The following is a 26,474-nucleotide window of genomic DNA, read 5'->3' as shown; positions in this document are numbered from 1 at the left end:
GATGTCCTGTCGAAAAGCCCGGCCGCCCCTCACGGACTGGCCGGCTTCACCGGCCAGCGCCAAGCGGGGGTGCCTTTCTCTTTGGTTACTTTCTGACGCGAAGCTAATCCCCGTGGGACTTGGGCAAGCAAGAGAAAGTAACCCGACCTCCAGCAGGAGGTCGGAAGCCGGCCGTCCCACGGGGACTAGCTTTACGTCGCAGGCGAGCCCGATCGCGGTATCACCCCAACAAACCCCACCACGCCCCTCGTCTCAACACCTGAGACAACCTCCCGCTGCAATGCCCTCCCCGCCCGGAGCGCACCCCATGAATGCCCTGCCCAATCCCCTCGCTCAACGCGCGGTACGCCAGGATGGCGCTCTATCCGCACCCGTCACCGGCGGCGACCAACTGGCCCGGCGACTGGCAAGGCGCTACGGCGACCGCATCACCGGCCAGTTCGTGCTGCCCGGACGCGAAGGCCAGTTCGCTCCGCTTCCGGGCGATATGCCACCCGCTCTGGCAGAAGCACTGCGCAGTCGCGGCATCCAACAACTCTATGCCCATCAGGCACAGGCCTGGGATGCCACCGCAGCGGGTAAGCACGTAGTCATCGCCACGCCGACCGCTTCCGGCAAGTCGTTGTGCTACACGCTGCCGGTGATCAGCGCAGCCATCCGCCAGCAAGCGAAGGCGCTGTTTCTGTTTCCCACCAAGGCGCTGGCACAGGATCAGGTCGCCGAGTTGCTGGAGCTCAATCAGGCAGGTGGCTTGGGGGTGAAGGCGTTCACCTTTGATGGCGATACGCCGGGCGATGCGCGGCAGGCTATTCGTCTGCATGGCGATATCGTGGTGAGTAATCCTGACATGCTGCATCAGGCGATCCTGCCGCATCACACCAAGTGGGCGCAGTTCTTCGAGAACCTACGTTACGTGGTGATCGATGAGGTGCATACCTATCGCGGCGTGTTCGGCTCGCATGTCGCCAATGTGCTGCGCCGCCTGCAGCGTGTGTGTGCGTTCTACGGCGTGTCGCCGCAGTTCATCCTCTGCTCGGCCACCATCGGCAATCCGGCCGAGCACGCGAGCGCGCTGATCGAGCAACCGGTGACTGCAATCACCGAGAGCGGTGCGCCGGTGGGCGAGAAGCATGTGTTGCTGTGGAACCCGCCGGTGGTGAACCCCGACCTTGGCTTGCGTGCTTCCGCGCGCTCGCAGTCGAACCGCATTGCGCGCACGGCCATTCGCGCGGGCCTGAAGACGCTGGTGTTCGCGCAATCGCGACTGATGGTGGAGGTGCTTACCAAGTATCTGAAGGATGTGTTCGACAGCGATCCACGCAAGCCACCTCGCATCCGCGCTTATCGTGGCGGCTATCTACCCACGGAGCGCCGCGCTGCAGAACGCGAAATGCGCGCCGGGCAGGTGGACGGCATCGTCAGCACCTCGGCGCTGGAACTGGGCGTGGATATCGGTGCGCTGGATGTCGTGGTGCTCAATGGCTACCCCGGCAGCGTGGCCGCGACCTGGCAGCGCTTTGGCCGCGCCGGCCGCCGCCAGCAGGCGTCGCTTGGGGTGCTGGTGGCGAGCAGTGATCCGCTGGACCAGTATCTGGTGCGCCACCCGGAGTTTTTTCAGGGCGCGCCGCCTGAGCACGCGCGCATTGCGCCGGATCAGCCGCTGATTTTGCTGGACCATATCCGCTGCGCCGCCTTCGAGCTGCCCTTCAAGGACGGTGAGTTGTTCGGCCCGCAGGACGCTACGCCCTGGCTGCAGGTGTTGGCCGAAGAAGGGGTGCTGCATCAGGAGGGCGAACGCTTTGAATGGATCGCCGACAGCTACCCTGCCAATGCCGTGTCGTTGCGCTCGGTGGCGGACGGCAATTTCGTGGTGGTGGACCGCACCGACGGCCGTCAGACCATCGTGGCCGAGGTGGATTTCAGCGCAGCGTCGCTGACGCTGTATGAGGGCGCCATCCACATGATCCAGTCGGTGCCTTATCAGGTGGAGCGGCTGGACTGGAGCGGCCGCAAGGCTTATGTCACGCGCACGCATGTCGATTACTACACCGACGCTATCGATTACACCAAACTGAAGGTGCTGGAAGCGTTCGACGGCTCGCCGGCCGGCGCTGGCAGCGCTCATCACGGTGAGGTGCACGTGGCTCGCCGCGTGGCGGGTTACAAGAAGATCCGCTACTACACGCATGAGAACATCGGCTACGGCCCGGTGAACCTGCCCGATCTCGAGCTGCACACCACTGCCGTGTGGTGGCAGCTGCCGCAGCGTGCACTGGATCAGGCGTTCGATCACCGCCAGCAGGCGCTCGACGGTTTCCTCGCTGCCGCCCACGCCTTGCATATCGTGGCCACGGTGGCGGTGATGGCCGAAGCGCGCGATCTGCAAAAAGCCGTGGGCAGCGGCGATGGCGCATGGTTCGCCACGCCGGATGCCAACGGCCGCGCGCAGATCCGCTCCAGCTTTGGCGAGGGTGACGCCGCCACGCTAGGCCCCTTCGTACCTACGCTGTATCTCTACGACGCCTTCCCCGGTGGCGTTGGCTTAAGCGCGCCTTTATATGAGCGCCGCGAAGACCTGGTGCGGCTTGCGCGTGAACTGGTGTACCGCTGCGATTGCCGCGCCGGCTGCCCTGCCTGCGTCGGGCCGGTGCTTGCCGCCGACGAACTGAGCGAGCATTCGTTGAAAGCACTTGCCACACGCGTGCTCGATCTGGTCATCGCGCTGTGAGTGCCCTTGCCGACAAATTGCGTGGACTGCGCCGGCAGGCTGGCGTCTTGCCGCCGGCACCGGTGCCGGTAGCGCCGCGCGAACGCCCTGCGCTGCCGGACAACATCAGCCAGCTGCTCGGCATCCGCCGACGCGCGCAAAGTGCGCCGCAGCGTCCGCAACGAAACGAGCCCATCTCATTGCCTGGGCAGACCATCGCCCCGGGCCTGCAGCTTTCCGAGATCCACAGCGACTGGCCGCCGGCACCTTCGAGGTTCCACGCCGCGTTTGCGCGCATCGACGAGGTGATCTCACCCGACCGGCTGCTGTTGTTCGACACCGAAACCACCGGACTTGCCGGCGGCACGGGTACCCGCGCCTTCATGATTGGCGTCGCCGACTGGCACGAAGGCCGCTTTCGCGAGCGCCAGCTGCTGATCACCACGCTTGCCGCCGAAGCCGCCATGCTGGACTGCTTCGCCTCCTGGCTGCGCCCCGACACGGTGCTGGTCAGCTACAACGGCAAGTCGTACGACGCGCCGTTGCTCAAGACGCGCTTTCGTCTGCACCACCGCGCCTGCCCGCTTGCCGGGCTCGCCCATATCGATCTGCTGCACCCGGTGCGCCGGCAATGGCGTGGCGTGTGGGAGAACTGTCGTCTGTCGACAGCTGAGCGACAGCTTTTGAAAGTGGTGCGCGAAGACGATCTGCCCGGTGCCGAAGCGCCCGCCGCATGGCTGGGTTTTCTGCGTGGCGGTTCGGCTGCGCCGCTGCATCGTGTGGCACGCCACAACAGTCAAGACCTGCGAAGTCTGGGCGGCATCCTCGGTCAATTCGTGACGCAGAACACGCCTTCCTTAGGGCTTGCTTAGCAGGGCTTCGAAAGCGCTGAACGCCAGGTATTTGGCACGCGATTCGGGCGAAAAAATTTCAGTTGGCATTAAGCGCGGAAATCACAGCATCACGCCCACATTCACGGAGGTGTGTCATGACCAAGCGCGCAGTTGGCAATCGCATGTTGATCGGGTTGGCCTTAGCTGCTTTGGTGGCGGCGCCCATGGCCGCTTCGGCGCACGACCACGACGGTTGGGACCGTGACGGTGGCTACCGTCATGGCTGGGATCACGACCGAGGCTATCGCGACCATGACGGCTGGCGTCATGAAGACTGGCACCGCGATGGCTGGCGCCGCGAAGGTCACTGGAGCGGCGGCCGCTGGATTGCCGGCGCCATCGTGGCAGGCACCGTGGCAGGCATCGTCGAATCCGCCATGGCTCCCGCGCCGGCACCGGTGTATTACGCGCCGCCCCCGCCGCCGACCGTGGTCTACCGCCAGCCGACCACCGTCGTCTATGAAAGCGCACCCGTCGTTACCCGCACGGTGGTGTATGACCAGCCGCGGGTGCGCTACGAGGATGACGACGAACAGTGATGCCGGCCTGACACTGGCGCATTGAACAGAGCCCGGCGAAAGCCGGGCTCTTTCTTTGGCCGGCCTCCGCCCAATGCCGCCTGCCTTCACATCCGTTTGGCAGGCACGGGTATGCACTGGCTAAACATTCCTTTCCTGCTGAGCCACCCGGAGGCCACGCCATGTCCGAGCATGTCTACAAGTCGGTGGAACTGACCGGTTCATCCAAAAAGAGCAGCGACGACGCGATCAAGGCCGCCATCGCGCGTGCCTCCAAAACCATTCGTGACATCCGCTGGTTCCACGTCACAGACATGCGCGGGCACGTGGAAGACGGCAAGGTGGCCTATTGGCAAGTGACGTTGAAGATCGGCTTTACGCTCGAGGGCTGAGCATTCCTGACCAGAATAGTCGACACCTCCCGCTCGTCATTCCTGCAATAGCGGAAATGACGAGCAAGGTTGTGGCTCTTTGCAGTTCTCTCTCAACACCCAACCGTGTGATGACGCGAGCCGATCAGCAGTACCGATCCGCCAGCGTATCGGTTGCCTGCACCAGCGCGTCGACGATGGCCGGGTCGGCGGCGCTGTGGCCGGCGAGCACGATCTGCAGCTTCGCTTCCGGCCATGCCGCGGCCAGATCGCACGCGGTCTTTACCGGGCAAATGATGTCGTAGCGACCGTGCACGATGGTGGCCGGTATGGCGCGGATGCGATCGATATCGCGCAACAGCTGGTTCGGCTCCAGGAAAATGGCGTGGCGGAAGTAGTGCGCTTCTGCGCGCGCCACGCTGATCGCCGCATGCGGATCTTCGAAGTTGCCGGGCTCGTCCGGGTCGTGCAGCAGGGTGGTGCTTCCACCCTCCCAGTTGCCCCACGCCAACGCAGCAGCGAGTCGCTCGGCATGATCATCGCTGTCCAGGCGCCGCCAATAGGCTTCGACCATGTTGTCCCGTTCTCCCTCCGGGATATAGGCGAGATAACGCGCCCAGCGCTCAGGGAAAATCTGCGAAGCACCGCCATCGATCTCATTGAACCAGCGCAGCTCGGGCGGACGACCCAGAAAGATGCCGCGAAGCACCAGGCCCAGCACCCGCTCCACATGCGCCTGCGCATAGGCCAGCGCCAGCGTCGAACCCCACGAGCCTCCAAACACTACCCAGCGTTCGATGCCGAGGTGCTCACGAATCGCTTCAATGTCCGCCACAAGATGCCATGTGGTGTTGTCTTTCAGCTCGGCGTGCGGGGTCGACTTGCCCGCGCCACGCTGATCGAACAACACGATGTGGTAGCGCGCCGGATCGAAGAAGCGCCGATGATACGGCGACAGCCCCGCACCCGGCCCGCCGTGCAGGAACACCACGGGCAAACCTTTCGGGTTGCCGCACTCCTCCACGTGCAATTCGTGGAGGTCGTCCACCTTGAGCCGATGGGTACGAAACGGCTCGATCTCGGGGAATAGCTCGCGCACAGACTTACTCCTCTTGCGATTTGCAGAGCATACCTACGCGCGGGCGATAGACGGAAGCGCGAGTGTCTGGCTCTGACTATCTAAAACCTATCTCAAAATTCAATGTTGCCAAAAGAACCAAGCGTCATTCCCGCGAAGGCGCGAATGACGGGCAATAGGCAAGGTTCGCCTAACTTGAGAAAGGTTCTACTTAGTGACGACTGAGCACCCTGCCACGATCGGCTTCGCGTCCGGCCCGGCAGTCATGTCGTACAGATCGCCGTTATTGCCCTTGGTCCACCACGTGTAGCGGTCGGCCACGTATTTCACGCCGGAAGCGGCGATGGTGTTGACGAACAGCAGCGGCTTGCCGTCCACCGGCAGCAGCGCAAAGCTCTGCCCGCTTCGGCTGTTCCAATAGGTGACCTGCAACGACTTGCCGCCCTCACACTGATACGTGTGCGACACCGGCGCATCCACCTGCACCTTGGTCACTTTCAACGGTGCTGCCGCCATGACTACCGAAGCCGACAACAGCGCCACGCTGCCTAACAGCGTCAGTGTCCTGCTTCGTATCGTCTTCATGAGCTACCTCACCTCGTCGTAGACATACTCATGCTGCCCGTCGCGCAGTATCAGCTTGCGGCTGTCGGGCGACCCGGAAACCACGAACTCCAAACCACCCTGCCCAGGCGAGATGGTCATGAAGGAGATCGAGCCGTCGTCGTTTTTGCGCGAAGCCACTTCGCTATGCCACGCACCAAAATTGAAGGTGGTGGTCTTGCCATTGCGCTCCACCTGGAGGCTGCCGACAGCGGGGTTCCGGTAATTCTCGGCAAGCTTGGCCACCTCGGCGGCATCCGCCGGCACGGTGAGCCGCTTGCGCTCCGTGGCCAGCCCGGCCTTGTACCGTTTCACGCCGGCATCGATTTCGGACTGCGCAAGAGGCTTGCCGTCAAACAGCACCTCCAGCAATCGACGCTGAAACGGCCCGCGAATAAACACCCCCGCATCGGCGTTGGTAAGGATAACCGCACCGACACCCTGCTCTGGCAACCAGATCATGTCCGAGTGGAAGCCGGACAAATCGCCGCCGTGATGCACCACCGATACGCCCCACGTGCGGTCGACCATCAGCCCCATGCCATAAGTGGCAGTGGCGCCCAGCGCGACATTGGGCTTGCGGCGTTCCAGCAGCGTCTCCTTCGAGACGTAGCGTTTGCCCTCCGGCAGCACGCCATTGCTCAACTCCATCTGCACGTAGCGAAGCATGTCGCTCACCGCGCTCCACGCACCACCAGCGGGTCGCGCGGCGCGGATGGTGTCGTTGATGCCCATGCTGGCCACGGCGGTATGTCCATCCACATCGGTGCCATGGGGTGCCGCGTGATCGGCGAGTAGCGCGCGATCGAAGTCGAAGGTGGTCAGGTGCATGCCCAGCGGGTCGAACACCTGCTTCTGCATGGCCAGGTCGTAGGCGGGGCCCAACTCCAGGTCGGGATAGGCCACATGACCGCCAATGAATCCCGCTGCGGCCGCCATCAGGTTGGAGTACTGGAACAATTCACCGAACTTGCTGGTGGGCTGCATGCCCGACAGTGACCTGAGCACGCTCTCCGGCGTGGCGTCGCGACTGTTGAGCAACCACTCCATGTCCTGCCGCGGCATGCCGGTGCAGGCGCAGATCAAGTGTCGCATCAACACCTGTTTGGTGGTCGCAGCATTGCCCAGCTTGAACGAGGGCATCACATCGACCACCGGCGTGTTCCAGCCGAACTTCTTCTCGTCCACCAGCCGCGCCAGCATCAAGGTGGTAAGCGCCTTGGTGTTGGAGGCAATCATGAACAGCGTGTCGGCGTCGATCGGCTCCGGCTTGCCGATCTCGCGCACACCCATGCCACCGGCAAACACCACCTTGCCGTGATCGATCAGGCCAATGGCGACACCGGGCACGTCATAGGCTTGTCGCGCGCTGTCGACAAAGGCTCTCAGCGATTCGACGCGCGCCGCATCCAACGGATGCGCTTTCTTGCCCGCGAAGCTTTCGCGCTTGTAGCCCTTGGGCAACAGACGGTCGGTGATGGCCCGTGTCTGCGCCAGCCGCTTCTCGGCCACCGCGTTCGCCATATCGATGATGAGCACGGTGGTTTGCTTGCCGTGACGATAGGCCACGGCGACCACGTGGCGCTTTTCGTTGGCTGTAGTGTCGTAGTTGTAGACGCGAATCTGTTCCCAACCATCGCGTGGCGCGCTATCCGTGGCCAGCAGCAGCGGCCAGGTCTTGGGCGGCGCGTAGACCTTCCAGGCCTCGGCGACGGCGACATCCACGTCGTCGCCTCTGATATCCACCACCACCACATGCGACCCCGCCTCGGGCGGATCGAGCGTGACCTTGTTACCGCTGACGTGCGCTGACCAATCGGCCGGAACGACAAACTGGGTGCCTGCGGCTGTTTTCCTTGGCGTATCGGCCTTGATCGCGGCACCCGCGGTGTCTTCCGGCACCGTCTGCGCCAGCGATGGCATCGCCAGGCCGAACAAACCAAGGAACAGCACACATCGCAGCAACATGGAGGTACCTCGCTTTCAAGGAGGGAACGTCCTGCAGCCAGTCATGCGCGGCGATGTAGCCGAATCGCATGGCCGGTAACGCTGGTGGTCCTTCCGAGTCTACACGCGTTAATGGTAGGCGCCAGTGCGGGCGATCTGGTGATGCTTGCGGTACAGGCATATCCGCAAGGAAGCCTGTCCGGTCACAATGCGCCATTCCTCTCGACGCGATTTTCAATGCAGCTCATGCCGAGTCCATGGAAGGAACTTACTGCGATCCTTTTCAGGCGCCCTCGACCAAGCGCCCTTGTCGCGACTACTTACCCCGCAGGATTGCGCTTCAGCGTCGCCAACGGCCCCATGTCCAGCATCCTTGTTCCCATGCTCGTTGTCGGCCTGCTGGGTGACATCCCGTTGTCGCTCGTCGTCGTTTCCCTGAGTCACGCACACCACCCTGCCATCATCCATACAGTGATCGCCGTGCTTGGCCTGCTCGGCGTCGGTTGGGCTATCGCTGTGCGAAGCATCATGCGCAACGTCCCGCACGTCGTCAGCCATGAAGCACTCTGGCTGGGTGGCGGGCTGTTCCACGCAGGCGCCATCCCTCGAACCAGCATTCAGCGTGTCGTAGCCATTCAAGAAGCGCGACATGACTGGATGCGTGCGCGGGGCCTCCGCCACACCGACGTCACGCCTGCCCACGGACTGGATGCACCCAACCTTGCGGTGGAACTGCACGATGCGTCCATCGACGGCGTCACCCTCGTGCACAAGGGAAAAGCCAGAGCAGCGCGACGCTGGATTCTTCTTTACGCCGACCAGCCCGTTTCGTTGGCCAGCGCACTTTCCGCGACATCCGAGGATGTAGAGGCCTTGCAGCCGACCTGACCTCTCCCGCAATCTCGACGCGCTAACCAGCTTGCGCCAACCCCGGGGGAACCATCAGGTGCGTAGAACAGCAGCCGTCGTCGTTGCAGCCATGGCTGCCACCTGTCCTTTGACACGCGCCGCCGACGATGCGGCGAAGACGCCACTGGTTACCGATCCGGTGTATACCGGCCCGGCCCGAATGATCGACATAGGACAAGGGCAACGCCTGAACCTTTACTGCAAAGGGCAAGGCACCCCTGCGGTCATCCTGGATGCAGGCATGGGAGATTCGACCCTTTCGTGGGCTCTGGTCCAACCGGCGATTTCCCGAACCACGACAACCTGCTCCTTCGATCGTGCAGGGCTGGGTTTCAGCGACGCGGCAAGGCGATCCAGCACACCGGTACATCAGGCCGAGGATCTGCATGCCCTGCTTAAAGCGGCGCGAATCGATCCGCCGTACATTCTCGTTGGCCATTCGCTCGCGGGCATGAATGTCAGGGTGTACGTGGACAAGTATCCGAAAGACGTCGCTGGCCTGGTCATCGTCGAGGGTTCACATGAAGACCAGTCCACCAGCGGCTGGGCCATCGGCGCCACCGGGCAGAAGGAGCGCTGGGACACCTACCTGAAGGACGCACACGCCTGCATCGATGCGGCCAGCAACGGCCTGATGGAAGGCTCACCCATGTTTGCCAAGTGCGTTGGTGAAACGAACGATCCTCGATTCAGCCCGGCCATCAATGCCGCCCAGGCGACATACAAAGCCGCTGCGAAATGGCAGGCTGCAGTCGCCTCAGAGCGCGAGAGCGTCTTCTATCAGAGCGCCGATGAGGCACGCGCCACAGGAAAGGATTTTGGAAGTCTCCCCATCATCGTCCTGACGCACTCGCCCTATCCGAAGCAGAAGGACGAAACACAGGACGAGCGCAATCAACGTACCTTGCTATGGGAAAACCTGCATACCCAGGTAGCGGCCATGTCCACGCGTGGCATCAATATCATCGTGCCGAACGCCGGGCACTACATCCAGTACGACAAGCCGCAGGTGGTCATCGATGCCATCGAGCAGGCGACGGCGATTGCCAGGAAAAAGGGTACCGACGACAGTCACCTCTAAAGCGACGCCGATTAAGTCGTGATTGGCAAAGCTATGCAACGGACGGCTCATATCTGTGGAAGGCGCCAGAAAGGAACAGCTGACTGAATGGGGTGGCGATAGCGTTTTCCGCTGAGCTTTCGACCAACCCCTGCCCAACTAGAGCAACCCATGTCAGCACAGTCCATGGAATCCGACAGCTTCCCGAAAACCGATCGGACCCGCATCCGACGCGAAGCCCATCTAGGTAGCTACCAGCGTTCGGATGTCTATGCCGTCGTTGATGCTAGCCCGCTGTGCCACGTTGGTTATGTCGTCGATGGCGAACCGTTTGTCACGCCGACCATGCATTGGCGGCAAGGACAGCGTCTGTATTGGCATGGCTCGGTGGGTAGTCGCTTTCTTCGGCATGTCGAGGGAACGCGCGTCTGCGTCACTTGCAGCCTGGTTGATGGTTATGTGCTGGCGCGATCTGCGCTGAACCATGCGGTCAATTACCGATCCGCCATGTTGTTCGGCACGGCCCACGTGGTGGATTCACTCGACGAGCGGGCCGACGCGCTTCGTGCCTTCATGGATGGTCTCTTTCCCCAACGCTGGAACACGCTACGGCCGGTCACGGAGAAAGAACTGAAGGCGACGTCGGTGCTCTGGATGGATATCGAAGAGGCGACGGTGAAGGCGCGAGCGGGCGATCCTTCCGATGTCGACGAAGCGCATGTTCCGGTCTGGGCGGGCGTTATACCTATGCAGGTGATGTTGAAGGACGCACAGCCTGCCCCTGAAGTCTCTGCATCCATCGCTTTGCCGGAGCCTTTGGCGGCGCTGATTGCTTCCGGCAGGCTCCGCTGAGAGCGAGCCTGCCGGCAACGCACCACTTACTTGTCGCTCTCCACTTCCGTCGGTGCCACGTCACCGACTTTCTGCGCCAGCGGCAAGGCATCGCTCACCAGATGCGCGAGGAAACGCCCTGGCTGTTCCTGCATCACCATGTGCGCCGAATCGGCAAACGAAACAAAGTGCTTGGACGGTGCCTGGATGTGGCTGTACCACTCTTCGGTAAGTTCATGGGCCGTGGTGTAGTCGTGCGCGCCCACGAAGACGATCACCGGGCAGTTGAAGTGCGTGGTGTGGTCGAAGTTCACTGCGAGCAGTGGATCCATCAGGTAGTTCAGTGTGAACAGGCTGCCCTTATCGATCGCAGCGAGCTCCTGCTTGCTGTAGTCAGGCGATAGTTCTTCGGCGTCGACGTCGAACTGGTAATCCCTGCGCCCCCACGCCAAACCGCCGTAGTACATCTCCCACTTGCTGCGCGTGCCGAGGCGGTCGAGCGTCAGCTTGTTGCCGGGATACGGACCCATCGCCTCCAGCTCGGCGATGGCCTTGGCATTGCCCTCGGCCTTAGCCTGAGTCAATGCGAAGTTGTAGCCCACTTCCTCGTTGCGTCGGCCATTCACCACCTGGCCCACGGAGATGTACGCGTAGAACCAGTCAGGATGCTGCTGCGCCAGGTTCACGCCGAGCACGGTGCCCCAGGAGTGGCCCAGGATGAAGATCTTCTGCTTGCCATAGTGTTCTCGCAGATATTGCACGACCTGCGTCGCGTCATCGGTCATGCCTTGCACGGTCATGCCTGGCGCCATGGCCTGCTCGGTATTGGCGAGGTAGGTCTTGCCAGCGCCGCGCTGGTCCCACTGCACCACGGTGAAGTAGTCCTCCCACGGCGTCTGGAAGGTGTAGGCCTCGGGCATGGCCGGCGCAGCAGGGCCACCATGCAGGAACAGCAAGATCGGGTTGCGACGGTCCTTGCCGCGGATCGACAGCCACTGGTCGATGCCATTGATGCGCACCTTGATGGTCTCCTCGATCCCTTGTGCTGTGGTGATCTTGCGATTGGAGGCAAGGATGCGTGTGACTTCGTCGCGCGACATCAGGGTGGACTTGTCCTGGGCCGGCGTGGCCTGTGCCGTCGTGTCGGCAAAAGCGCGAGGTGCAGCGATGCCTACCGTCAGGGCGAGCATGAAAAGAGCGGAAGTGCGCAGCGTGGTCAAAGGAACTCTCCTGTATCGGTTTGGCCACCTACCGGAATCGATGACTCCGTGAAGGTATGAGGTGGCGCCGATCTTTGAACTCCATCGGATCAGCGCCGTTGCTGGTGACCAGAGCAACTCGCGTGCCAGCCGCCCGCCGCCTTGCTCAGCCACGTCGCGTCAATGACTTACGACCATGTCACGCCATCAAGGAAGCGTCCGCGGACACGGCCACGGACAGGCACCCGGACGACCGGACGCCCATTCATCGCCCTCGCTGAAGCGCCTCGCGGGAATCGCAAGGGTATATGCCTGTTCAGCGACGTTTGCACCGGTTATGGGCGAGATGGTGTGTGTGTATGCGCGATGTAGCCATTCTCACTGGATGCAGATTCTTGCGCTCATTCAGCAAGCTTCACTTGCACAACATCACAGATCGCGCAAACTGACCCACCACTTTTGTTAGAGCCGGTCGTGTGCAAGTCGTAGCCACCCCAGTCCCTTCCCTGCGTCGCAGGCGGCACCCCTACGCGATGTGGTTCGCGCTGCTGGCGACTGGCATGACGCCCGCTCTTTCGTTGCATGCGCAAACCTCTGGTGCACGCACGACAGGAATCACCACGCAGAACGCAAGCACCGATCAGCTGGCCATCCAGGTCAACGATGACCGGATGACGCTGTCTGTCGCCAAGGTGCCGCAAATTTATTTATACGGCCTCATCGATGCGGGCGCGCCACAGCGTGTCGAAGCGCTGATCCGGTCGCGCAAGATCCCCGAAGGCAGCGACATCTACCTGAATTCGTCCGGTGGCGATATCGACGCGGCTTTGGCGCTCGGCCAATTGTTTCGTGCCGGCGCCATGACCACCCATCTGGGTTCACCGCGGCGCACCGCACGCTCTCCGGTGCTTCCCAAGGAATCGACCTGCGTCAATGCTTGTGCTTACGCCTACGCCGGCGGTCTCTATCGATGGGCGCCCACCGGCAACGATCGTATTGGCTTGCAAGCGATGGATGGTGCGTCGCCGACGTCGGGCAAGCTCGCCGATTATCTGAAAGAGATGGGCGTGAATCCGTTGGTGCTCAGCAAGCTCCCGAGCAACGACATCGAGTGGCTGAGCAACGATCAGATACTTGGCTACAACCTGGGCAACAACGGTCGCCTGCCACCTACGGCGGTCAATCAGCCCATGAACGGCGTCGCTTCGCTCTCACTCACCCAGCAAGCGCGCGACGGTGAGCATCGCCTGACGCTCCTGTGCCGGCCAGACGGGCTCACCGTCACGGCGTACTACACCATTGGCGCCGAGCGCTCACGCCAGATCGTGGCCCGCGCTTCGCAGTCGTACTTCGAGATCAACCATCAACCGGCCACTGAAAAACAACGCTGGGGCTTCGCGGCGATCGCCCAGTCGGTGGTGTTCTCCCAACCCATTGCGCTGACACAACTGAACGAGCTGCTGTCTGCCCGCGCGATGGGCGCATGGCTGGCCGACAAAGGCGGCGCGGTGCGCTACGGTTTCTGGATGGAACTGGATCCAGTGCGCAACGACCTGCGCAACTACGCCAACAGCTGCCAGCAATTGGCAAAGCAGCAAGCGCCCACCAAGGGCTGATACAACGAGCTCTCGCGCAGATCAGCGTGGCACCATGAAGCAAGGTCGGCTCACCATTGCGATGAACCGACCTGAACCCATCAAGGGTTAATCGCGATATCGACCACGATGCCGGAAGCGATGGCCGTGAGCACGATCTGGCCATTGTCGCTGCGGATCCACCGGTAGCCCGGATCAGGGCGGCGCAGGTGATAGTGCTCGTAGTCGGTCACGTAGTACTGGGTGGTGTAATAGCGATCAGGCAGGCGATCGCCGCGGCGATAAGCCTGCTTGTCCCAGCCCTTGTGCTTGCCGTTGTCGTGCCGGCCTTCGTCCTTGGGGTTGTGGCCATGGTGATCGTCACCCTGGCCGTTGTCGTTTCCATACCTGTCGTGGTCGTCCTGGGGGCCTGCCATGGCAATCGCGCTTCCTGCGAGCAAGGCTCCTGCGATGACGAAGGTGAACAGGCGTTTCATCGGAGTCTCCGTTTAAGACAAGTGATACTTGAACGCACCGGCATGGCCTTATAAAGACCTGCCGGTGTGTCTATTTCAATCAGCCTTCTGGCTACCCGGGTGCGACACGAAACGTGGCGTCTTCGCCTCCTCCGCAAACTGCCATGCGCTCAAATAAGCAAGCTTGAGAATCTTGGCCATCTTGGGATAGTTGATCTTCTCGGCCGTATCGCTGGGGTGGTGGTAATCCGGGTGGAAGCCGGTGAACCACCAGAATGCCGGCACATTGTGCAGCACGAAGGGGAACTGATCCGAGCGGAAGAATACGTTGAGCGCGTATTCGTGATCGAAGCGATCATCGAGCGTCAGACCCACCTGTTCGTTCGCCTTGGCGACGGTGTGCTGGTAGTCGGGGCTGTAGGCGGCGCCGATCAGGTTCAGGCGATTGCTGGTGTCCGCAGGGATCTGGATCAGGCCCTCGGTCTGCGGGCTGGGCTTTTCATCGCGGCCGATCATGTCGAAGTTGATCATGGCGCGCGTGGTGTCCAGCGAGCGCAGCGGATGCGCGGCCATGTAGTACGCGCCGAGCAGGCCACGTTCTTCGGCAGCAAAGACCGCAAACAAGATGGAACGCTTGGGCTTGGCGGGATTGGCGGCAAACGCGCGAGCCAGCGTCACCACGCCCACGGTGCCTGATGCGTTGTCATCGGCGCCGTGCCAGATCTTGCCGTCGCTCATGCCATCGTGATCATGGTGACCGCTGATGATGATGGTTTCGGGGGCGAGCTTGGGATCGCTGCCCTCCACCAAGCCCACTACATTCCAGGTGGTTGCTTCGCGCCGCGAGCTGCTGTGCAGATGCAGATTGATCGACGTATCAGGCAGTGCGATGGAACGCGGCCTGAGATCGGCATCAATGCCGTTCTGCAGCGCAGCCGGGTTGCTGCCGCTGGTGGCCAGCAGCTGGGCCGACACATCCGCCGAAATGATCATGCTTGGAATGCGCACGGCGCTGTCCGCCAGCGCCTGCGCCGGAATGGGATTGGCCGCGTGCTCCAAGTGGTGACCGATGCGGGCACGCACTTCCTGTGCGGAAGGATGGTTGTGCGACGGCTCCGGCGCGATCAGCACGGCGACAGCGCCATGCTCCTGTGCGTTGAGAACCTTCACGTAACCCGTGGCGTAGCGCGTGTTGCCGGTGCCGTTGAAGATCGAATCCGCCTTCTTCTCCTGTGGCTCGTGGTCAAACACCACCACGACCTTGCCCTTCACATCGAGGCCGGCGTAGTCGTCATAACCAAGCTCCGGCGCGGTGATGCCGTAACCGGCAAACACCACTTGTCCGGAAATGTCCTGATCGGTGGGAAATGAGCCACCCACTTCCGGATCTTTCCACTCGACGTTCTTGCCCTGGCGCGTGAGTGTGAGGCGCGTGGCCTTGGCATCCGGGTGGTATTCGATCAGCGGCACGGCCTGCAGATAGGTGGGCTGCCCCGCTGCGTCGGTCGCTACGGGCTTAAGCCCCGCCTTTGCGAACTCCGAAGCAATCCACTGCACCGCGGCATCGTCGCCGGGTTGAAGCGATAGGCGCCCCTGCAAGGCATCCGATGCGAGAAAACCGATATCGGCGCGCAGATCCGCTTCACGAATTTTGGCGAGGCCGGGCTGTTCGGCGGCAGGTACGGCCGCCATGGCCGTGGCAGAGAGACTTGCAGCGAGCGCGAGGGCAAACAACGTGCGAGGCATGGACACTCCCGGGGGAATATACCGTCGGACATCCGGCGGTCGAGAGAACGAGGGTGCCATGTCAGCCGAGCGTCGGCAAACGACGATCAGGTACCGCGAGGTTTGGCGCGATGCGTTGGTGCGGCGGTCCACGGGTCATCCGGCCACGGGTGGCGCGGATAGCGTCCCTTAAGCTCCTTCTTCACCTCGGGGTAGGTGCGCTCCCAGAAACCTTTGAGATCCTGCGTAACCTGGATGGGGCGACCCGCGGGCGAGAGCAAATGAAGCGTGACGGGAATGCGGCCGCCGGCGACGCGTGGAGTGTCAGTAAGGCCAAACAACTCCTGCAATTTTACGGCGAGTACCGGTGGTTCGCCTTCGGCGTACTCCAGGCGACGAGTCATGCCGCTTGGCACCGTCAGCGCCTCGGGCACCTGCGCATCAAGCTGGCGGCGTTGCTCGTAATCGAACAATGAGCCCAGCGCCTGCGAAAGCTCTTCCGCGCTCAATGCGTCGAATCGGCGCTTGCCGTTGAGGTAGGGGCCAAGCCAGTCTTCGAGCGTATCGAGTAACGCGGTGTCGGAGACATCCGGCAAGCCAAGCTCCGGCATCCACACACGCAACGCCTGCATGCGTGCGCGCAGGCGACGCGCGTTGTCGCTCCACGGCAGTGCATCGATGCCCTTGGCGCGAATGGCAGCGAGCAACGCGGGCAAGGCGTCTTCAGGTGTCACTGGAACACTGCGGCGATCCAGCACGATGGATGCGTAGCGTTGTTCCTCAAACGCTTCGACAGCGTTGCGCTCGTCATTCCAGCGCAGCACGCGCTCACGTTTGAACTGCGCGGGGTAATCACGTTCGAGTACGCGAAGATCGATGGGTGCAGCAGCAAGAATCAAGCTGTCGCGCGCTTCAAAGCGCAGATCGAGTGCGACCAGCCATGACTCACCATGCAACGCGGTGTTGTCATGCAAGCGCGCGCCACGGCCATTGGCCAGCGTGTAGCGCATTGGATTGTTGTCGTCGCGGCGCGCGACGCGATCCGGAAAGGCGTGCAACAGCAGATCACCCACGGCGTGGCTATCCGGCACACCGCTGGCGGCGGATCGCACATCCAGCCGACGACGCCAACCTTTGCTCGCCTGCTCGATGGCGGCCAGCGCACCGGCATCGGCACCGCCGCGAGCGCCCGCGGTGTGACGATCGCGCCATGCATGCAGCGCACTCACACGCGCGCGGAAATCGTCGGTACGCGCATGCTCGCCACGCAATGGCGAGCGTGCTTCCATCAAGGCCAGCAAATCGGCGACCAGCGCGCGCAACTCAGGTGCAGAGCGCAAGGCAGCCGCCCCCAGGCGAGGCGTGGCGCCGAGTTCGAGCATCTCGCGCCCCAGTGCCGTGATGCGCCCATCCGCAGCCAACGCTCCAAGCTGCATCAACAATTCGCGCCCCTGAGCCAACGCGCCAGCAGGCGGCGCATCCAGCCACGGAAGGTCACTGCCGCTGCCCACGGTGATGCCCCATGAAGCCAGTTCCAGCGCCAGACCGGAGAGCTCCGCCTGGGCGATTTCCGCAGTGCGTGACGCATCGAGCCGCTTGCTTTGCGGCCACAGGCGATAGGCCGTGCCCTCTGCCACACGTCCGGCGCGGCCCGCGCGCTGATCCGCCGAGGCCTGCGAGATATTTACCGTTTCCAGTCGCGTGAAACCGGAATTGGGGTCGAAGCGCGGCTCTCGGGCAAGACCACTATCCACCACCGCGCGAATGCCCGGCAAAGTCACGCTGGACTCTGCCACGTTAGTGGCAAGCACCACGCGCCGCGTACCCGGTTCTGCCGGACTCAACGCCGCCTGCTGCTCAGCCAGCGACAGCTCGCCGTGCAGCGCGACAATCTCAACGTCTTCATCAAGCGACGATTCGAGAATGCCCTGCGTACGCGCAATCTCACGACGCCCCGGCAGAAACGCCAGCACATCGCCGTCATTCTCCTGCAACGCCTGCTTCGCAACACGGGCGAGATGATGTTCCGTGCTTTCCTGCACGCGTGCCGCCGGATACTCCACCCGCACCGGAAAACTTCGCCCCGGGCTGCTGATGCGCGGCGCATCCAGCCACTGAGCAATGCGCTCACCATCCAGCGTCGCCGACATCACCACGATACGCAGCTCCGGCCGCAGCGTGCCCTGCACATCCAATGCGAGTGCTGCACCGAGATCGCCCGCGAGATGTCGCTCGTGGAATTCGTCAAACAGGATCACACCGATACCGGTGAGCTCCGGATCATCCTGAATCAGTCGCGTCAGAATGCCTTCGGTGACCACCTCGATGCGTGTGGCGGCGCTCACCTTGGATTCGAAGCGGATGCGGTAGCCCACCGTTTGACCCAACTCTTCACCCCGCTGGCGCGACATGAACTGCGCGGCGGCACGCGCAGCGATGCGGCGGGGTTCCAGCATCAGGATCTTGGTGCCGGCGAGCCACGGCTGATCGAGCAGCGCCAGAGGTACCTGCGTGGTTTTGCCGGCGCCTGGCGGTGCTTCCAGCACCAGACGTGGATGCTTGGCGAGCGAAGCGCTGATCTCGGGGAGCAGCGGGGTGATGGGGAAGGACTGCGGGGTGGTCATCGGGGGGATGATACCGGGGGTGCGTGGTGCGTCGCTTTAAGTGCTCATTGCGTCGGGATGCTCTTGTGTAGCTCCGGGGTTCGGGGAAGCTCGCGACTACCAGGCGATATCGCTACCGGACTCCGGCCTGCGCCGGGGTGACGGCTCGTTTTGGGGTGAGGCTAGATTGCCCCCTCTCCCCAACCCTCTCCCGCGAGGGGAGAGGGAGCTAAGAGCCGAGAGCAGCACCGCGCTGCTTTAAGTCCTCTTCGCGGTGGCGCGTTGCGGTGTAGCCGTATCGCATGTCGGGCGATCGTGACGATCAGGGCTTCGTCAGCGCCAAGGCTCGTATTAATCACGACGCTACGGCAACCTCGCTCTGGAGGCCGTTTTCTTTGGGTTACTTTTCTTTTGGGCCAACAAAAGAAAAGTGACTCGAGCGTCGGCAGACGATCGAAACGCCCGCCGCGTAGGCGGCACGCTGGCGGAGACGCCGCAATAAAGAGCCAAGAGCAAAGTCACTGGATGACCAGCTTCGCTGTTGTGAAGCGCCTCCAGCCTTCGCTGGGATGACGGTGAGGGGGACACGCGTTCTCGCGAGCTCGCACCCCTCACCCCAACCCTCTCCCCCGAAGGGGCGAAGGAGAAAGTGTGGAAGTTACGGCTGCACCCCATTGTTAGCCGCCCTCAACGGCGCCAACGACTCAAACTTCCTCTGATACTCATCCGTCACCTGCTTAGCCTCATCCGCACTGCCAATCACCCTCGGCGTAATCAACACAATCAACTCCGTACGATTGCGATTGCGATTGGTCGTGCCAAACAAGCGCCCAATGATGGGTACGCTATTGAGCCCCGGAATACCCGTATTGGTTGCCCCTTCCTGCTGCTGGATCAGGCCACCCAACAACACCGTCTGCCCGCTCTGCACCGCCACCTGGGTCGCCAGCTGGCGCTGACTGATCGTGGGGTTGCCATTCACCGCGGCCACCGTGGGATCCACCTGACTCACCTGCTGACCGATGTTCATGTACACCAGACCACCCGGATTCACACGCGGCTGCACACTGAGAATCACGCCGGTGTTGAGGTAGTTCACCGAGTTGTACACCGCCGTGCCCACGCCAGGATTCACGCTGGTCTGATTGATCGGAATCTGATCGCCGACCTGGATCTGCGCGACCTGGTTGTTCATCACCACCATCGACGGCGCGGACAACGTCTTGGTGTTGCCGCTCACTTCCAGCGCGTGCAACGCCACCTGCAGGTTTTTGTTGACGAACGAATAGAACAAGGCGTCGCCCGGCGACGTGCTGGTGCCAGGAAAGTATTGGTTGCCGCCCTGACCTAGTGCGCCCTGCAGATGGTTGTTCTTGTCGCCCGGCGTAAAGGTGCCGTTGCCGTTGTTGGTGCCGCCCGAGAGGCCTTGCAGATACCACTGCACACCGAACTGGAAGTCACCGGTCAGGCTGACTTCGAGAATGCGCGTTTCGATCTGCACTTGCAGCGGCGTGTTGTCGAGACGCTTGATGGCTGATTCGATTTCGGCCCACTGCGAGGGACGCGCGCGCACCAGCAGCTGATTGTTGGCATCCACCGAGCTGATGCGGATGCTGCCGTCTTCGGAGGTGTATTGCTGGCCCGGTTGTGCACCGGTATTGGTGCCGGCATTACCGAACGCACCACCACCAAAGCTGGAGGTGCCGATGCCGCCCTGCTGGCCCATGCCGCCGTTGCTCAGGCCGCCACTATTATTAAGTCCGCCGCTGTTGCCGACACCCTGGTTGTTGTTGCCGACACCACCGGTGCTGCTGCCAAAACTGCCGGCGGTGCTGCCCATGGGAGTGACCGACGTATTGGCGTTTTCGCCAACGCCGATGGTGCCGCTGTTGAGGCCAGGCCCGACCTTACCGGCGTTGTTGTTGCCATTGCCGGCATTATTCGTGTAGATCTGCCCGAGGTACTGCGCCAGATCGGAGGCTTTGATGTTGCGCACGTCGTAGACGAACAACTCCGGTTCGTTGCCGCCGCCACGGTCGATGCGTGCGATCCAGCTGCCCACTTCCTGCAGGTAGTTGGGCTGTGTGCTGATCACCACCAGCGCATTGGTGCGCTCGATGGGGATGAAGCGCAGCATGCCTGCCAGCGGTGTATCGCCCTTGGGGCCGAACATCTGGTCCAGTTGCGGCATCAGCTCATTGACACCCGCGTGCTGCAGGCTGAAGACGCCCACCGACATGCCACGCAGCCAATCCACGTCGAAGGTCTGCACGCTGCGCTGGTAGTTGGCCAGCTCCTGCGGCGTGCCCGCCATCACAATGACGTTGCGCGAGTTATCCACCAGCAATACCGCGTCGGGCCGTGCAAACGGCTTGATCAGTTTCTGCATCTCGTTGGCCGAGATGTAGCGCAGCGGAAACAGACGCGCCTGCAGGCCGGCCTGCGGCGCGACTGCGCCCAGGCTGGGCACAAGGTTGCCTGCCACGGCGTCCTTGGTCGGCATCACGATGTAGCGACCGTCGCGCTGTACCAGCGCGTTGCCTGTCCACGAGAGCAACGTCTCCAGTATGGGCAGCGCCTGGCTGCTATCCACCGGTTCGGAGGTGGAAAACGAGATGTTGCCCTGCACGCCCGGCACGATGGTGTAGTTCTGCTTGAGCAGGTCACCGAGGATGGCCTTCACCACCGCCTGCACGGGCTGGTTTTCGAAGTTGAAGGTGACGGCCCCTTCGCCGCTCGCGGGGGTATGAGGGGTCGCCGGACCTACCGGCCGCACGAACTGGCCGGTGCCGGTACTGACCTGTGACTGCACGGGAGCGACGGGTTGCCCGGTGTTGCCGCCACGATTGAGCGGCGTCGGCGTCGGCGCTGGCCGCTCGGTGCCGGCCATGGCTTCGCGCTGAAGCTCGCCGTTGTCGCTAGGCTGCGGCAGCGTCTGGCAGCCGACCAGCCACAGAGCAAGGCTGAGCGTGCCGATGCGGTGGATCCGCGAGGTGCGCTGGATGGGCATAAATCAGTGAGCTCCTTCGGGGTTCGCGGCCTGCTGCTGGGCGCGACGCTTCTGAATGGCTTCGCGCAACTGGCGAATGCGATCGTTCTGCGATTCGTTGGTGACCGGCATCGGTGCACCCGGGGTGGCGGCGTTGGGCATCGGCGCGTTCGGTGCGGGCATCTGGTTGATCACCACGCCGCCTGTGGCCGGTGGAACGGGCCCCTGCGGTGCGCCGGGTGTATTGGCGGTTTTGGGCATGTCGATGGGCGCACCGGCGGGCAGTTCCAGTTGCGTGCGGCCCGACGCCGATTCGAACACGGCGGCGCGCGGCTTGAGTTCGGCCAGGCGCCAGCTGCCATCCGGCAAGTTGTCGCCTTCGCGCACGCGCACTTCGTGGTCACCACTCTTGTCGCGCAACAGAGCCATGTGCAATTGCGGCGTAAGAATGATGCCGGTGAGCTGCATGTCACCCAGGGTGGCGCCACCGCTGGCAGCGTGCATGCCTGGTTTGCGATCAGGGTTGAACAGCGGCTGCGTCCACACGGCCGAGAACTGCGCCAGCGGCACGGGCGGAGGCAGGCCCTGGTCGCGGGTTTGCGGCAACGGCGAGGCGGCACGTGGCGGGCCCCACTGCACGCCACGCCCGACACCGGCGAGCAGCAGCAACAGCAACAGGCCGAACGCAGCGGCTACACCGCCCAAGACAGGGGTCAGACGACGCTGGGCGGCGGCATTCACGGCGCACCTCCCTGAGTCTGGTCACCCGCTGGCGCGCGCGGCTGGCGCACGTAACCGGACAGCGTGAACTGCACTTCCAGCGGCGCATTCGCCTGCTGCATGGCAGCGACCGGGTTGCGATAGATGCTCAGGTCATCCACGAACAAGTAAGGCGTACCCTGCTCCAGATCGTGCAGAGTGTCCGCCAGTGGCTGCACTTCGCAACGCAGGCTGATGCTCACCGCCACTTTGCGATACGGCTCATCCGGCCCGGAAGGGGGATTGGTCACCGGCATTTTCTGCGTGACGTCGCAGGCACCACCTTGCGGGTGTGCACCCACGGCGTCCACCACGCGCTGCATCAGCCCGGCGGCAGCCGCGTTGGGATCATCCTCGGGAAGGAAGGCATGACTGGCGGCCTGGCCGGCGCCCATGGCTGCGATGCGTTGCTGAAGCTGCGGTTTCTCTGCCATGGCGGCGGCGTACCGCGCATGGGTGTCGCGCAGGTCATCCATCTCCGAGTGAATGCCCATCAGCGGGGCAACGAACCACCAGTGCAGCAGCGCAAAGTAAGCGATGACCAACACCACCGCGAGCAGCAGGATGGCGGCGATGCGACTTTCACGCGGCTTCATCGCGACCAGCTTCATGGCGCACCTCCGGCCGCGGCCGGTGCCGGCTTGGGCTTGGCTTCAGCCGGTTTGCGCAGCTGCGCCACCATGTAGAAACGCTCCTTGCCGGTCGATGGGTCAGCCTGGATGGTGCCTTGGAAATTGGCATCGGTGATGACGGTCGAGCCCTTGAACGCATCGACCAGACGCGCCGCCTGCGGGCTCTGCCCCTGGAAGCCGACCTGGCCGGCGTTGTCGATGCTCAACCGCTCAAGCCAGGCATTGGTCGGCAGGCGTTGGCTGAGGTCTTGCAGCACGGCGAGTGCCGACACGGTATGAGCTTTGCGCTGGGCCAGAAAGCCGGCGGCGCCCGCGTTGTCCTGCAACTGCTGGCGCAGCGTCGACACCTGTTGTGCCTCGGCACGCATCGCTTCGACGTCGGTGCGCATCTGTTCCAACGCGCTTTCACGGTTGTGCAGAAATTGCAGCAAGGTCAGCAACAGCAGCACGACCGCTGATGCGGCCAGCACGAGATTCAATCGCTGCCGTGGATGCTGCCGACGTGGCGCCAGTTCCGTCGGCAACAGATTGGCGCCGAGCCGGTCGTGGCCCTCAAGCACGTCCACCGCATCGACCTGCAAACCGGCCGTGGCCAGCTTGGCCAGCAGCGGATCGAGCGTGGCGCGCGGCACCACCACCAGCTCCGCGGCAAAGCGACCGGCGGGCGCGGCAACGCACGTTTCGCGTACGTCATAACGCACCTGCTCGACGCGGAATGGCGTCTGGCGATCCATTTCGAAAGCGCCGATCTGGCGCAGGTTGTCGCGCGCTGCCAGCGGCAGGTTCAAACGTGGACGCAACACGTGAATCGGGTCCAGGCATAGCGCGAAACGAAGATCTTCGGCATCGACGCCACGTACGGCATCGCCCAGCGCCACCTGCTGGGCAGTGGCATCCAGTTGGCTGTTCCAGCGCGCCAGCACTTGCGGTTCGCCGGCTTTGCGTACGACCCACTCATCGCCTTCGTGCTGCAGCACATGCCAGGCCAGCCCGGTAGCGAACTGCGCCCGCCAGCGCGCCGGCAGCAGCGCGGACAATTCGCGGCCCCACCACGCCAGGAAATGCGGCAGTGGCGAAGCACGCCAGGCGCGGCGTGCGCGGTCGATCTGCAATCGCAATGGCTGCGTTGGTGTACTCACTCTCCCTCACCCTCCTGCCAACGCAGCACGGCGTACGGCAACGCGCCCGGGCGATTGCCCTGCAGCCGTACCGTGGCGCGCAAGACGGCGCGTGTGCCGTCAGCCAGCGTGGCCTCCGCGCGAATACTATGCGTTACTCCCTGCATACCGGCTAGGGCCGCCGTTGGCTGCCCCGCCAAACGGGCCGCCAGGATGGCCTGGGCCTGCTGCGCGGTCATGCCAGGAATGGCCTGCAGCGCCAGCAGCGGTGCAGTGGCCGGGTCCGGACTCTGCCGCCCGGACCATAGGGTGACCTGCGACGCTACCTTGCGATACACCGCCGGGTCCATGCCCAGCACCATCTGCAATTCTTCGACGGTGCCGAACGGGCCATGCCGGGGGCCGTAATCGCGGCCCGCCTGCGCGTAAGTCACGTTGGGCACGTTGCTCGGCGGCGTATAGGCGAAGCTGCGCCAATCGACGATGTTGCGCACCAGCGCCTGTGTCTGGTTGTCGGGCATGCCCGCGGCACGAAACAGGTTCTGCAAGACATCGGGCGATGCGGCGTTGAGATCCACCTTGCCGATTTCACTGATGATGCTCACGTTGACCTTGGCACCGTCGAACGCAAACGGATACACGCGCCCGTCCGGCGTCCAGCGCTGTTGTTGCTGTGGATCCTGCAGCGCATAGATGGCCCGCATCAGGCCGGCCTCGGCGGCGTAGTGCGCCTGCGTCTGGGCAAACAGGAAACGCGCCTGCAAACCCTCGGTGCGCGCCAGCATGGCGTAACCGCCAAGCAGAACCGCCAGCAAGGTGCAGGCCCATAACACGACCAGCAAGGCCACGCCTCGTTGCCTATGGAGCATGGCGCGACTCATGGCGGAGTCCGCCTTTGCAGGCCCTGCAGCAAGTCGACCTGACCCTGCGTGGCTGAGGCATCCACTCGCAGCGGTGCGTCGAGTTGCGGCCAGGCGGTGGTGCCATCGAGCTGCAAGGCGATGCGCACAATGCGCGGCATAGCGCGGCTGTCGCTCCACTGATCGTGCCAGTCGCCCGGGGTCTGCTGCGTATCGGGCGTGCGATAGCTGAAGCTGCCGCTGCGAATATGATCCACCAGCACTTCGGGTTCGCCCAGCGCACGTGGCTCGCTGCCGTCGGGTGGCATCAGCGCAAAGCTTGCTTCCAACCGCGAGCCACCCTTGCCGTTGGGCACCAGCTTGAGTCGTTGCAGCTGCGGCCCCAGCCGGCCAAGGTAGCCTGGCAGCGGCGCCACAAAAAGCAGTTCGTTGGCACTGCCCTTGAAGAAAAGCGGATCGCCCTTGTCGTTGCGCGCCAGCGGCACGGCTCGCGCCTGCGCCAGTTCGCGGCGTAGAAACTGCTGGGCCGAGCGCACTTCATCCATTCGTTCAATCGACGCCTCACCCGAGCGCACGGCGTGAGTGGCCGTGCGCACGCCCGCGTAGATGCCGAGCAACAACAGCGCAAACAGCGCCAATGCGCCGAGCACTTCGAGCAAGGTAAAGCCGCGCGACCGCGATATCGCACGAGGTGCGGCAAGTGCTGCGGAATGACGGACGCGCGTCGGCATCATGACGTCTTTACCGGCCCGAGCACGCGCAGCGTACTGAAGTGCGCGGAGCGTTCGCGCGGACGCGCGCCCCAGAACACGTCGAGGTCCAACTTCATCATCTGCATGGGCGCATTGGCATCAGCCGGGCCGGCATGCCAGGGCGTCACCACCAGCCGCCAACGATAGTGACTGTCGAACTGCCCTTCGCGCGTGCCGGCTTGCAGCGGCGCCGTGATGTCGACGGTATCGAGCAGGTTGCGCGCCCACAGGGCGGCCTGGCTGTGATCATCCGCATTGCGCGTCAAGGCGACGGAGCCGCCGGCCACCTGCATCAGCGCGACAAACGCGATAGCAAGCAGCAAGGTGGCCGCAATGACTTCAAGCAAGCTGAAGCCGCGCGCCTGCCTCATGACTTGGCGCTCACATCAGTGACGCTGACGGCGCCGGTCAGCCACGACACATTCACTTGCCATTGGCGACGCTCACGCTGCAGCGTGACGTGGCCGCCGGTGGAACTGCCATCCGGAAAGAACCGGATGCGCCCGGTATGGTCGTTGACCTGATCCTCTTTCGCACTGGTGATGCCGATGCGCATGCCTGACGGCAACCGTTTGGTTTGGCCGTCGTCGGCACGGTAGGTATTGGCGCGCGTATCCACCTCGAAGGTGTGCTCGTTGCCGTGCACGATGGCCTGTGTGCGGGTTGCACGCAGCGCCGCAGCCAATTCGCCACTCGCCGCGCTGACGCGCGCACTTGCCAGCCCTTGCGTTACCGACACAGCCACGGCAGCCGCGGCAATGCCGATCAGCAAGATCACGGCGAGCATTTCCAGCAAGGTGAAGCCGCCTTGCACGCGCGTCCGTCTCGCCACTCTGGGCAAGCGCGGAACTCGTTGCGAGCATGGCGATT

At 63.2% G+C, this 26,474-nt stretch carries 23 protein-coding genes; 8 read left to right on the top strand and 15 right to left on the bottom strand.

What is annotated here, in order from left to right:
* The first annotated feature begins 307 nt into the window (after nucleotides 1-307).
* The 4 genes from AC0GUR_RS19480 (at nucleotide 308) to AC0GUR_RS19465 (ending at nucleotide 4,510) form a co-directional block, all read left to right on the top strand.
* On the top strand, nucleotides 308-2,728 hold the full coding sequence (locus tag AC0GUR_RS19480; RefSeq protein ID WP_472879169.1) for a DEAD/DEAH box helicase: 2,421 nt from the start codon (nucleotides 308-310) through the stop codon (nucleotides 2,726-2,728).
* On the top strand, nucleotides 2,725-3,579 hold the full coding sequence (locus AC0GUR_RS19475) for a ribonuclease H-like domain-containing protein (protein ID WP_472879168.1): 855 nt from the start codon (nucleotides 2,725-2,727) through the stop codon (nucleotides 3,577-3,579). Before AC0GUR_RS19480 ends, AC0GUR_RS19475 begins: the two co-directional genes overlap by 4 nt.
* Nucleotides 3,580-3,695: 116 nt before the next feature.
* Nucleotides 3,696-4,139 carry a hypothetical protein gene (locus AC0GUR_RS19470; protein WP_472879167.1) on the top strand — a complete coding sequence of 148 codons (444 nt, stop codon included), beginning with the start codon at nucleotides 3,696-3,698 and terminating at the stop codon, nucleotides 4,137-4,139.
* Between the two features lie 161 nt (nucleotides 4,140-4,300).
* A complete protein-coding gene (locus AC0GUR_RS19465; RefSeq protein WP_472879166.1) occupies nucleotides 4,301-4,510 on the top strand; it encodes a dodecin in 210 nt (69 codons plus the stop codon).
* Nucleotides 4,511-4,634: 124 nt separating this feature from the next.
* On the opposite strand, the gene pip is transcribed toward AC0GUR_RS19465, so the two are convergent.
* From pip to AC0GUR_RS19450, 3 genes are all read right to left on the bottom strand, one after another.
* On the bottom strand, nucleotides 4,635-5,588 hold the full coding sequence (gene pip, locus AC0GUR_RS19460; RefSeq protein WP_472879165.1) for a prolyl aminopeptidase: 954 nt from the start codon (nucleotides 5,586-5,588) through the stop codon (nucleotides 4,635-4,637).
* A gap of 186 nt (nucleotides 5,589-5,774) precedes the next feature.
* Nucleotides 5,775-6,152, bottom strand: coding sequence for an MliC family protein (locus AC0GUR_RS19455; RefSeq protein ID WP_472879164.1), 378 nt, complete (start codon nucleotides 6,150-6,152; stop codon nucleotides 5,775-5,777).
* Between the two features lie 3 nt (nucleotides 6,153-6,155).
* Nucleotides 6,156-8,138: a serine hydrolase domain-containing protein gene (locus AC0GUR_RS19450; protein ID WP_472879163.1), complete on the bottom strand. Its 1,983-nt coding sequence runs from the start codon at nucleotides 8,136-8,138 to the stop codon at nucleotides 6,156-6,158.
* A 339-nt stretch (nucleotides 8,139-8,477) separates the two neighbouring features.
* Between AC0GUR_RS19450 and AC0GUR_RS19445 the strand changes: the two genes are divergently transcribed.
* From AC0GUR_RS19445 to AC0GUR_RS19435, 3 genes are all read left to right on the top strand, one after another.
* Nucleotides 8,478-9,005 (top strand): hypothetical protein, encoded by a 528-nt coding sequence (locus AC0GUR_RS19445; protein ID WP_472879162.1) that lies wholly within the window; start codon nucleotides 8,478-8,480, stop codon nucleotides 9,003-9,005.
* A gap of 58 nt (nucleotides 9,006-9,063) precedes the next feature.
* Nucleotides 9,064-10,107, top strand: coding sequence for an alpha/beta fold hydrolase (locus tag AC0GUR_RS19440; RefSeq protein WP_472879161.1), 1,044 nt, complete (start codon nucleotides 9,064-9,066; stop codon nucleotides 10,105-10,107).
* Between the two features lie 150 nt (nucleotides 10,108-10,257).
* Nucleotides 10,258-10,938 carry a pyridoxamine 5'-phosphate oxidase family protein gene (locus AC0GUR_RS19435; protein ID WP_472879160.1) on the top strand — a complete coding sequence of 227 codons (681 nt, stop codon included), beginning with the start codon at nucleotides 10,258-10,260 and terminating at the stop codon, nucleotides 10,936-10,938.
* 26 nt (nucleotides 10,939-10,964) lie between these two features.
* Here AC0GUR_RS19435 and AC0GUR_RS19430 read toward each other — a convergent pair whose 3' ends face one another.
* On the bottom strand, nucleotides 10,965-12,137 hold the full coding sequence (locus AC0GUR_RS19430; protein WP_472879159.1) for an alpha/beta fold hydrolase: 1,173 nt from the start codon (nucleotides 12,135-12,137) through the stop codon (nucleotides 10,965-10,967).
* A gap of 539 nt (nucleotides 12,138-12,676) precedes the next feature.
* Here AC0GUR_RS19430 and AC0GUR_RS19425 point away from each other — a divergent pair.
* Nucleotides 12,677-13,732: a hypothetical protein gene (locus AC0GUR_RS19425; protein WP_472879158.1), complete on the top strand. Its 1,056-nt coding sequence runs from the start codon at nucleotides 12,677-12,679 to the stop codon at nucleotides 13,730-13,732.
* A gap of 80 nt (nucleotides 13,733-13,812) precedes the next feature.
* Here AC0GUR_RS19425 and AC0GUR_RS19420 read toward each other — a convergent pair whose 3' ends face one another.
* The 11 genes from AC0GUR_RS19420 to AC0GUR_RS19370 all read right to left on the bottom strand — a co-directional run bounded on the left by AC0GUR_RS19420 (nucleotide 13,813) and on the right by AC0GUR_RS19370 (nucleotide 26,418).
* The gene (locus tag AC0GUR_RS19420) at nucleotides 13,813-14,187 is read right to left on the bottom strand and encodes an RcnB family protein (protein ID WP_472879157.1); all 375 of its coding nucleotides are present in this window, start codon (nucleotides 14,185-14,187) and stop codon (nucleotides 13,813-13,815) included.
* A 75-nt stretch (nucleotides 14,188-14,262) separates the two neighbouring features.
* Nucleotides 14,263-15,912, bottom strand: a complete 1,650-nt coding sequence (locus AC0GUR_RS19415) for a M20/M25/M40 family metallo-hydrolase (protein ID WP_472879156.1) — start codon at nucleotides 15,910-15,912, stop codon at nucleotides 14,263-14,265.
* Between the two features lie 86 nt (nucleotides 15,913-15,998).
* On the bottom strand, nucleotides 15,999-18,515 hold the full coding sequence (gene hrpB / locus AC0GUR_RS19410; protein WP_472879155.1) for an ATP-dependent helicase HrpB: 2,517 nt from the start codon (nucleotides 18,513-18,515) through the stop codon (nucleotides 15,999-16,001).
* Nucleotides 18,516-19,152: 637 nt separating this feature from the next.
* Nucleotides 19,153-21,504, bottom strand: coding sequence for a type II secretion system secretin GspD (gene gspD / locus AC0GUR_RS19405; protein ID WP_472879154.1), 2,352 nt, complete (start codon nucleotides 21,502-21,504; stop codon nucleotides 19,153-19,155).
* 3 nt (nucleotides 21,505-21,507) lie between these two features.
* Nucleotides 21,508-22,224: a hypothetical protein gene (locus AC0GUR_RS19400; RefSeq protein ID WP_472879153.1), complete on the bottom strand. Its 717-nt coding sequence runs from the start codon at nucleotides 22,222-22,224 to the stop codon at nucleotides 21,508-21,510.
* Entirely contained in the window at nucleotides 22,221-22,853 is a 633-nt protein-coding gene (gene gspM, locus AC0GUR_RS19395) for a type II secretion system protein GspM (protein ID WP_472879152.1), read from the bottom strand. The genes AC0GUR_RS19400 and gspM overlap by 4 nt, the downstream gene beginning before the upstream one ends.
* Nucleotides 22,850-24,013: a PilN domain-containing protein gene (locus tag AC0GUR_RS19390; protein ID WP_472879151.1), complete on the bottom strand. Its 1,164-nt coding sequence runs from the start codon at nucleotides 24,011-24,013 to the stop codon at nucleotides 22,850-22,852. Before AC0GUR_RS19390 ends, gspM begins: the two co-directional genes overlap by 4 nt.
* Nucleotides 24,010-24,873 (bottom strand): type II secretion system minor pseudopilin, encoded by an 864-nt coding sequence (locus AC0GUR_RS19385; protein WP_472879150.1) that lies wholly within the window; start codon nucleotides 24,871-24,873, stop codon nucleotides 24,010-24,012. Before AC0GUR_RS19385 ends, AC0GUR_RS19390 begins: the two co-directional genes overlap by 4 nt.
* Nucleotides 24,870-25,586, bottom strand: coding sequence for a prepilin-type N-terminal cleavage/methylation domain-containing protein (locus AC0GUR_RS19380; RefSeq protein WP_472879149.1), 717 nt, complete (start codon nucleotides 25,584-25,586; stop codon nucleotides 24,870-24,872). The genes AC0GUR_RS19385 and AC0GUR_RS19380 overlap by 4 nt, the downstream gene beginning before the upstream one ends.
* Entirely contained in the window at nucleotides 25,583-25,975 is a 393-nt protein-coding gene (locus AC0GUR_RS19375) for a type IV pilus modification PilV family protein (protein WP_472879148.1), read from the bottom strand. The genes AC0GUR_RS19380 and AC0GUR_RS19375 overlap by 4 nt, the downstream gene beginning before the upstream one ends.
* Nucleotides 25,972-26,418 carry a GspH/FimT family pseudopilin gene (locus AC0GUR_RS19370; protein ID WP_472879147.1) on the bottom strand — a complete coding sequence of 149 codons (447 nt, stop codon included), beginning with the start codon at nucleotides 26,416-26,418 and terminating at the stop codon, nucleotides 25,972-25,974. The genes AC0GUR_RS19375 and AC0GUR_RS19370 overlap by 4 nt, the downstream gene beginning before the upstream one ends.
* Between the last annotated feature and the right edge of the window lie 56 nt (nucleotides 26,419-26,474).

This window comes from Dyella sp. PARNA 12/25 (genome assembly GCF_055702865.1).
The sequence above is the reverse complement of the archived record's forward strand: the minus strand, read 5'-3'. Positions and strand labels throughout refer to the sequence as shown.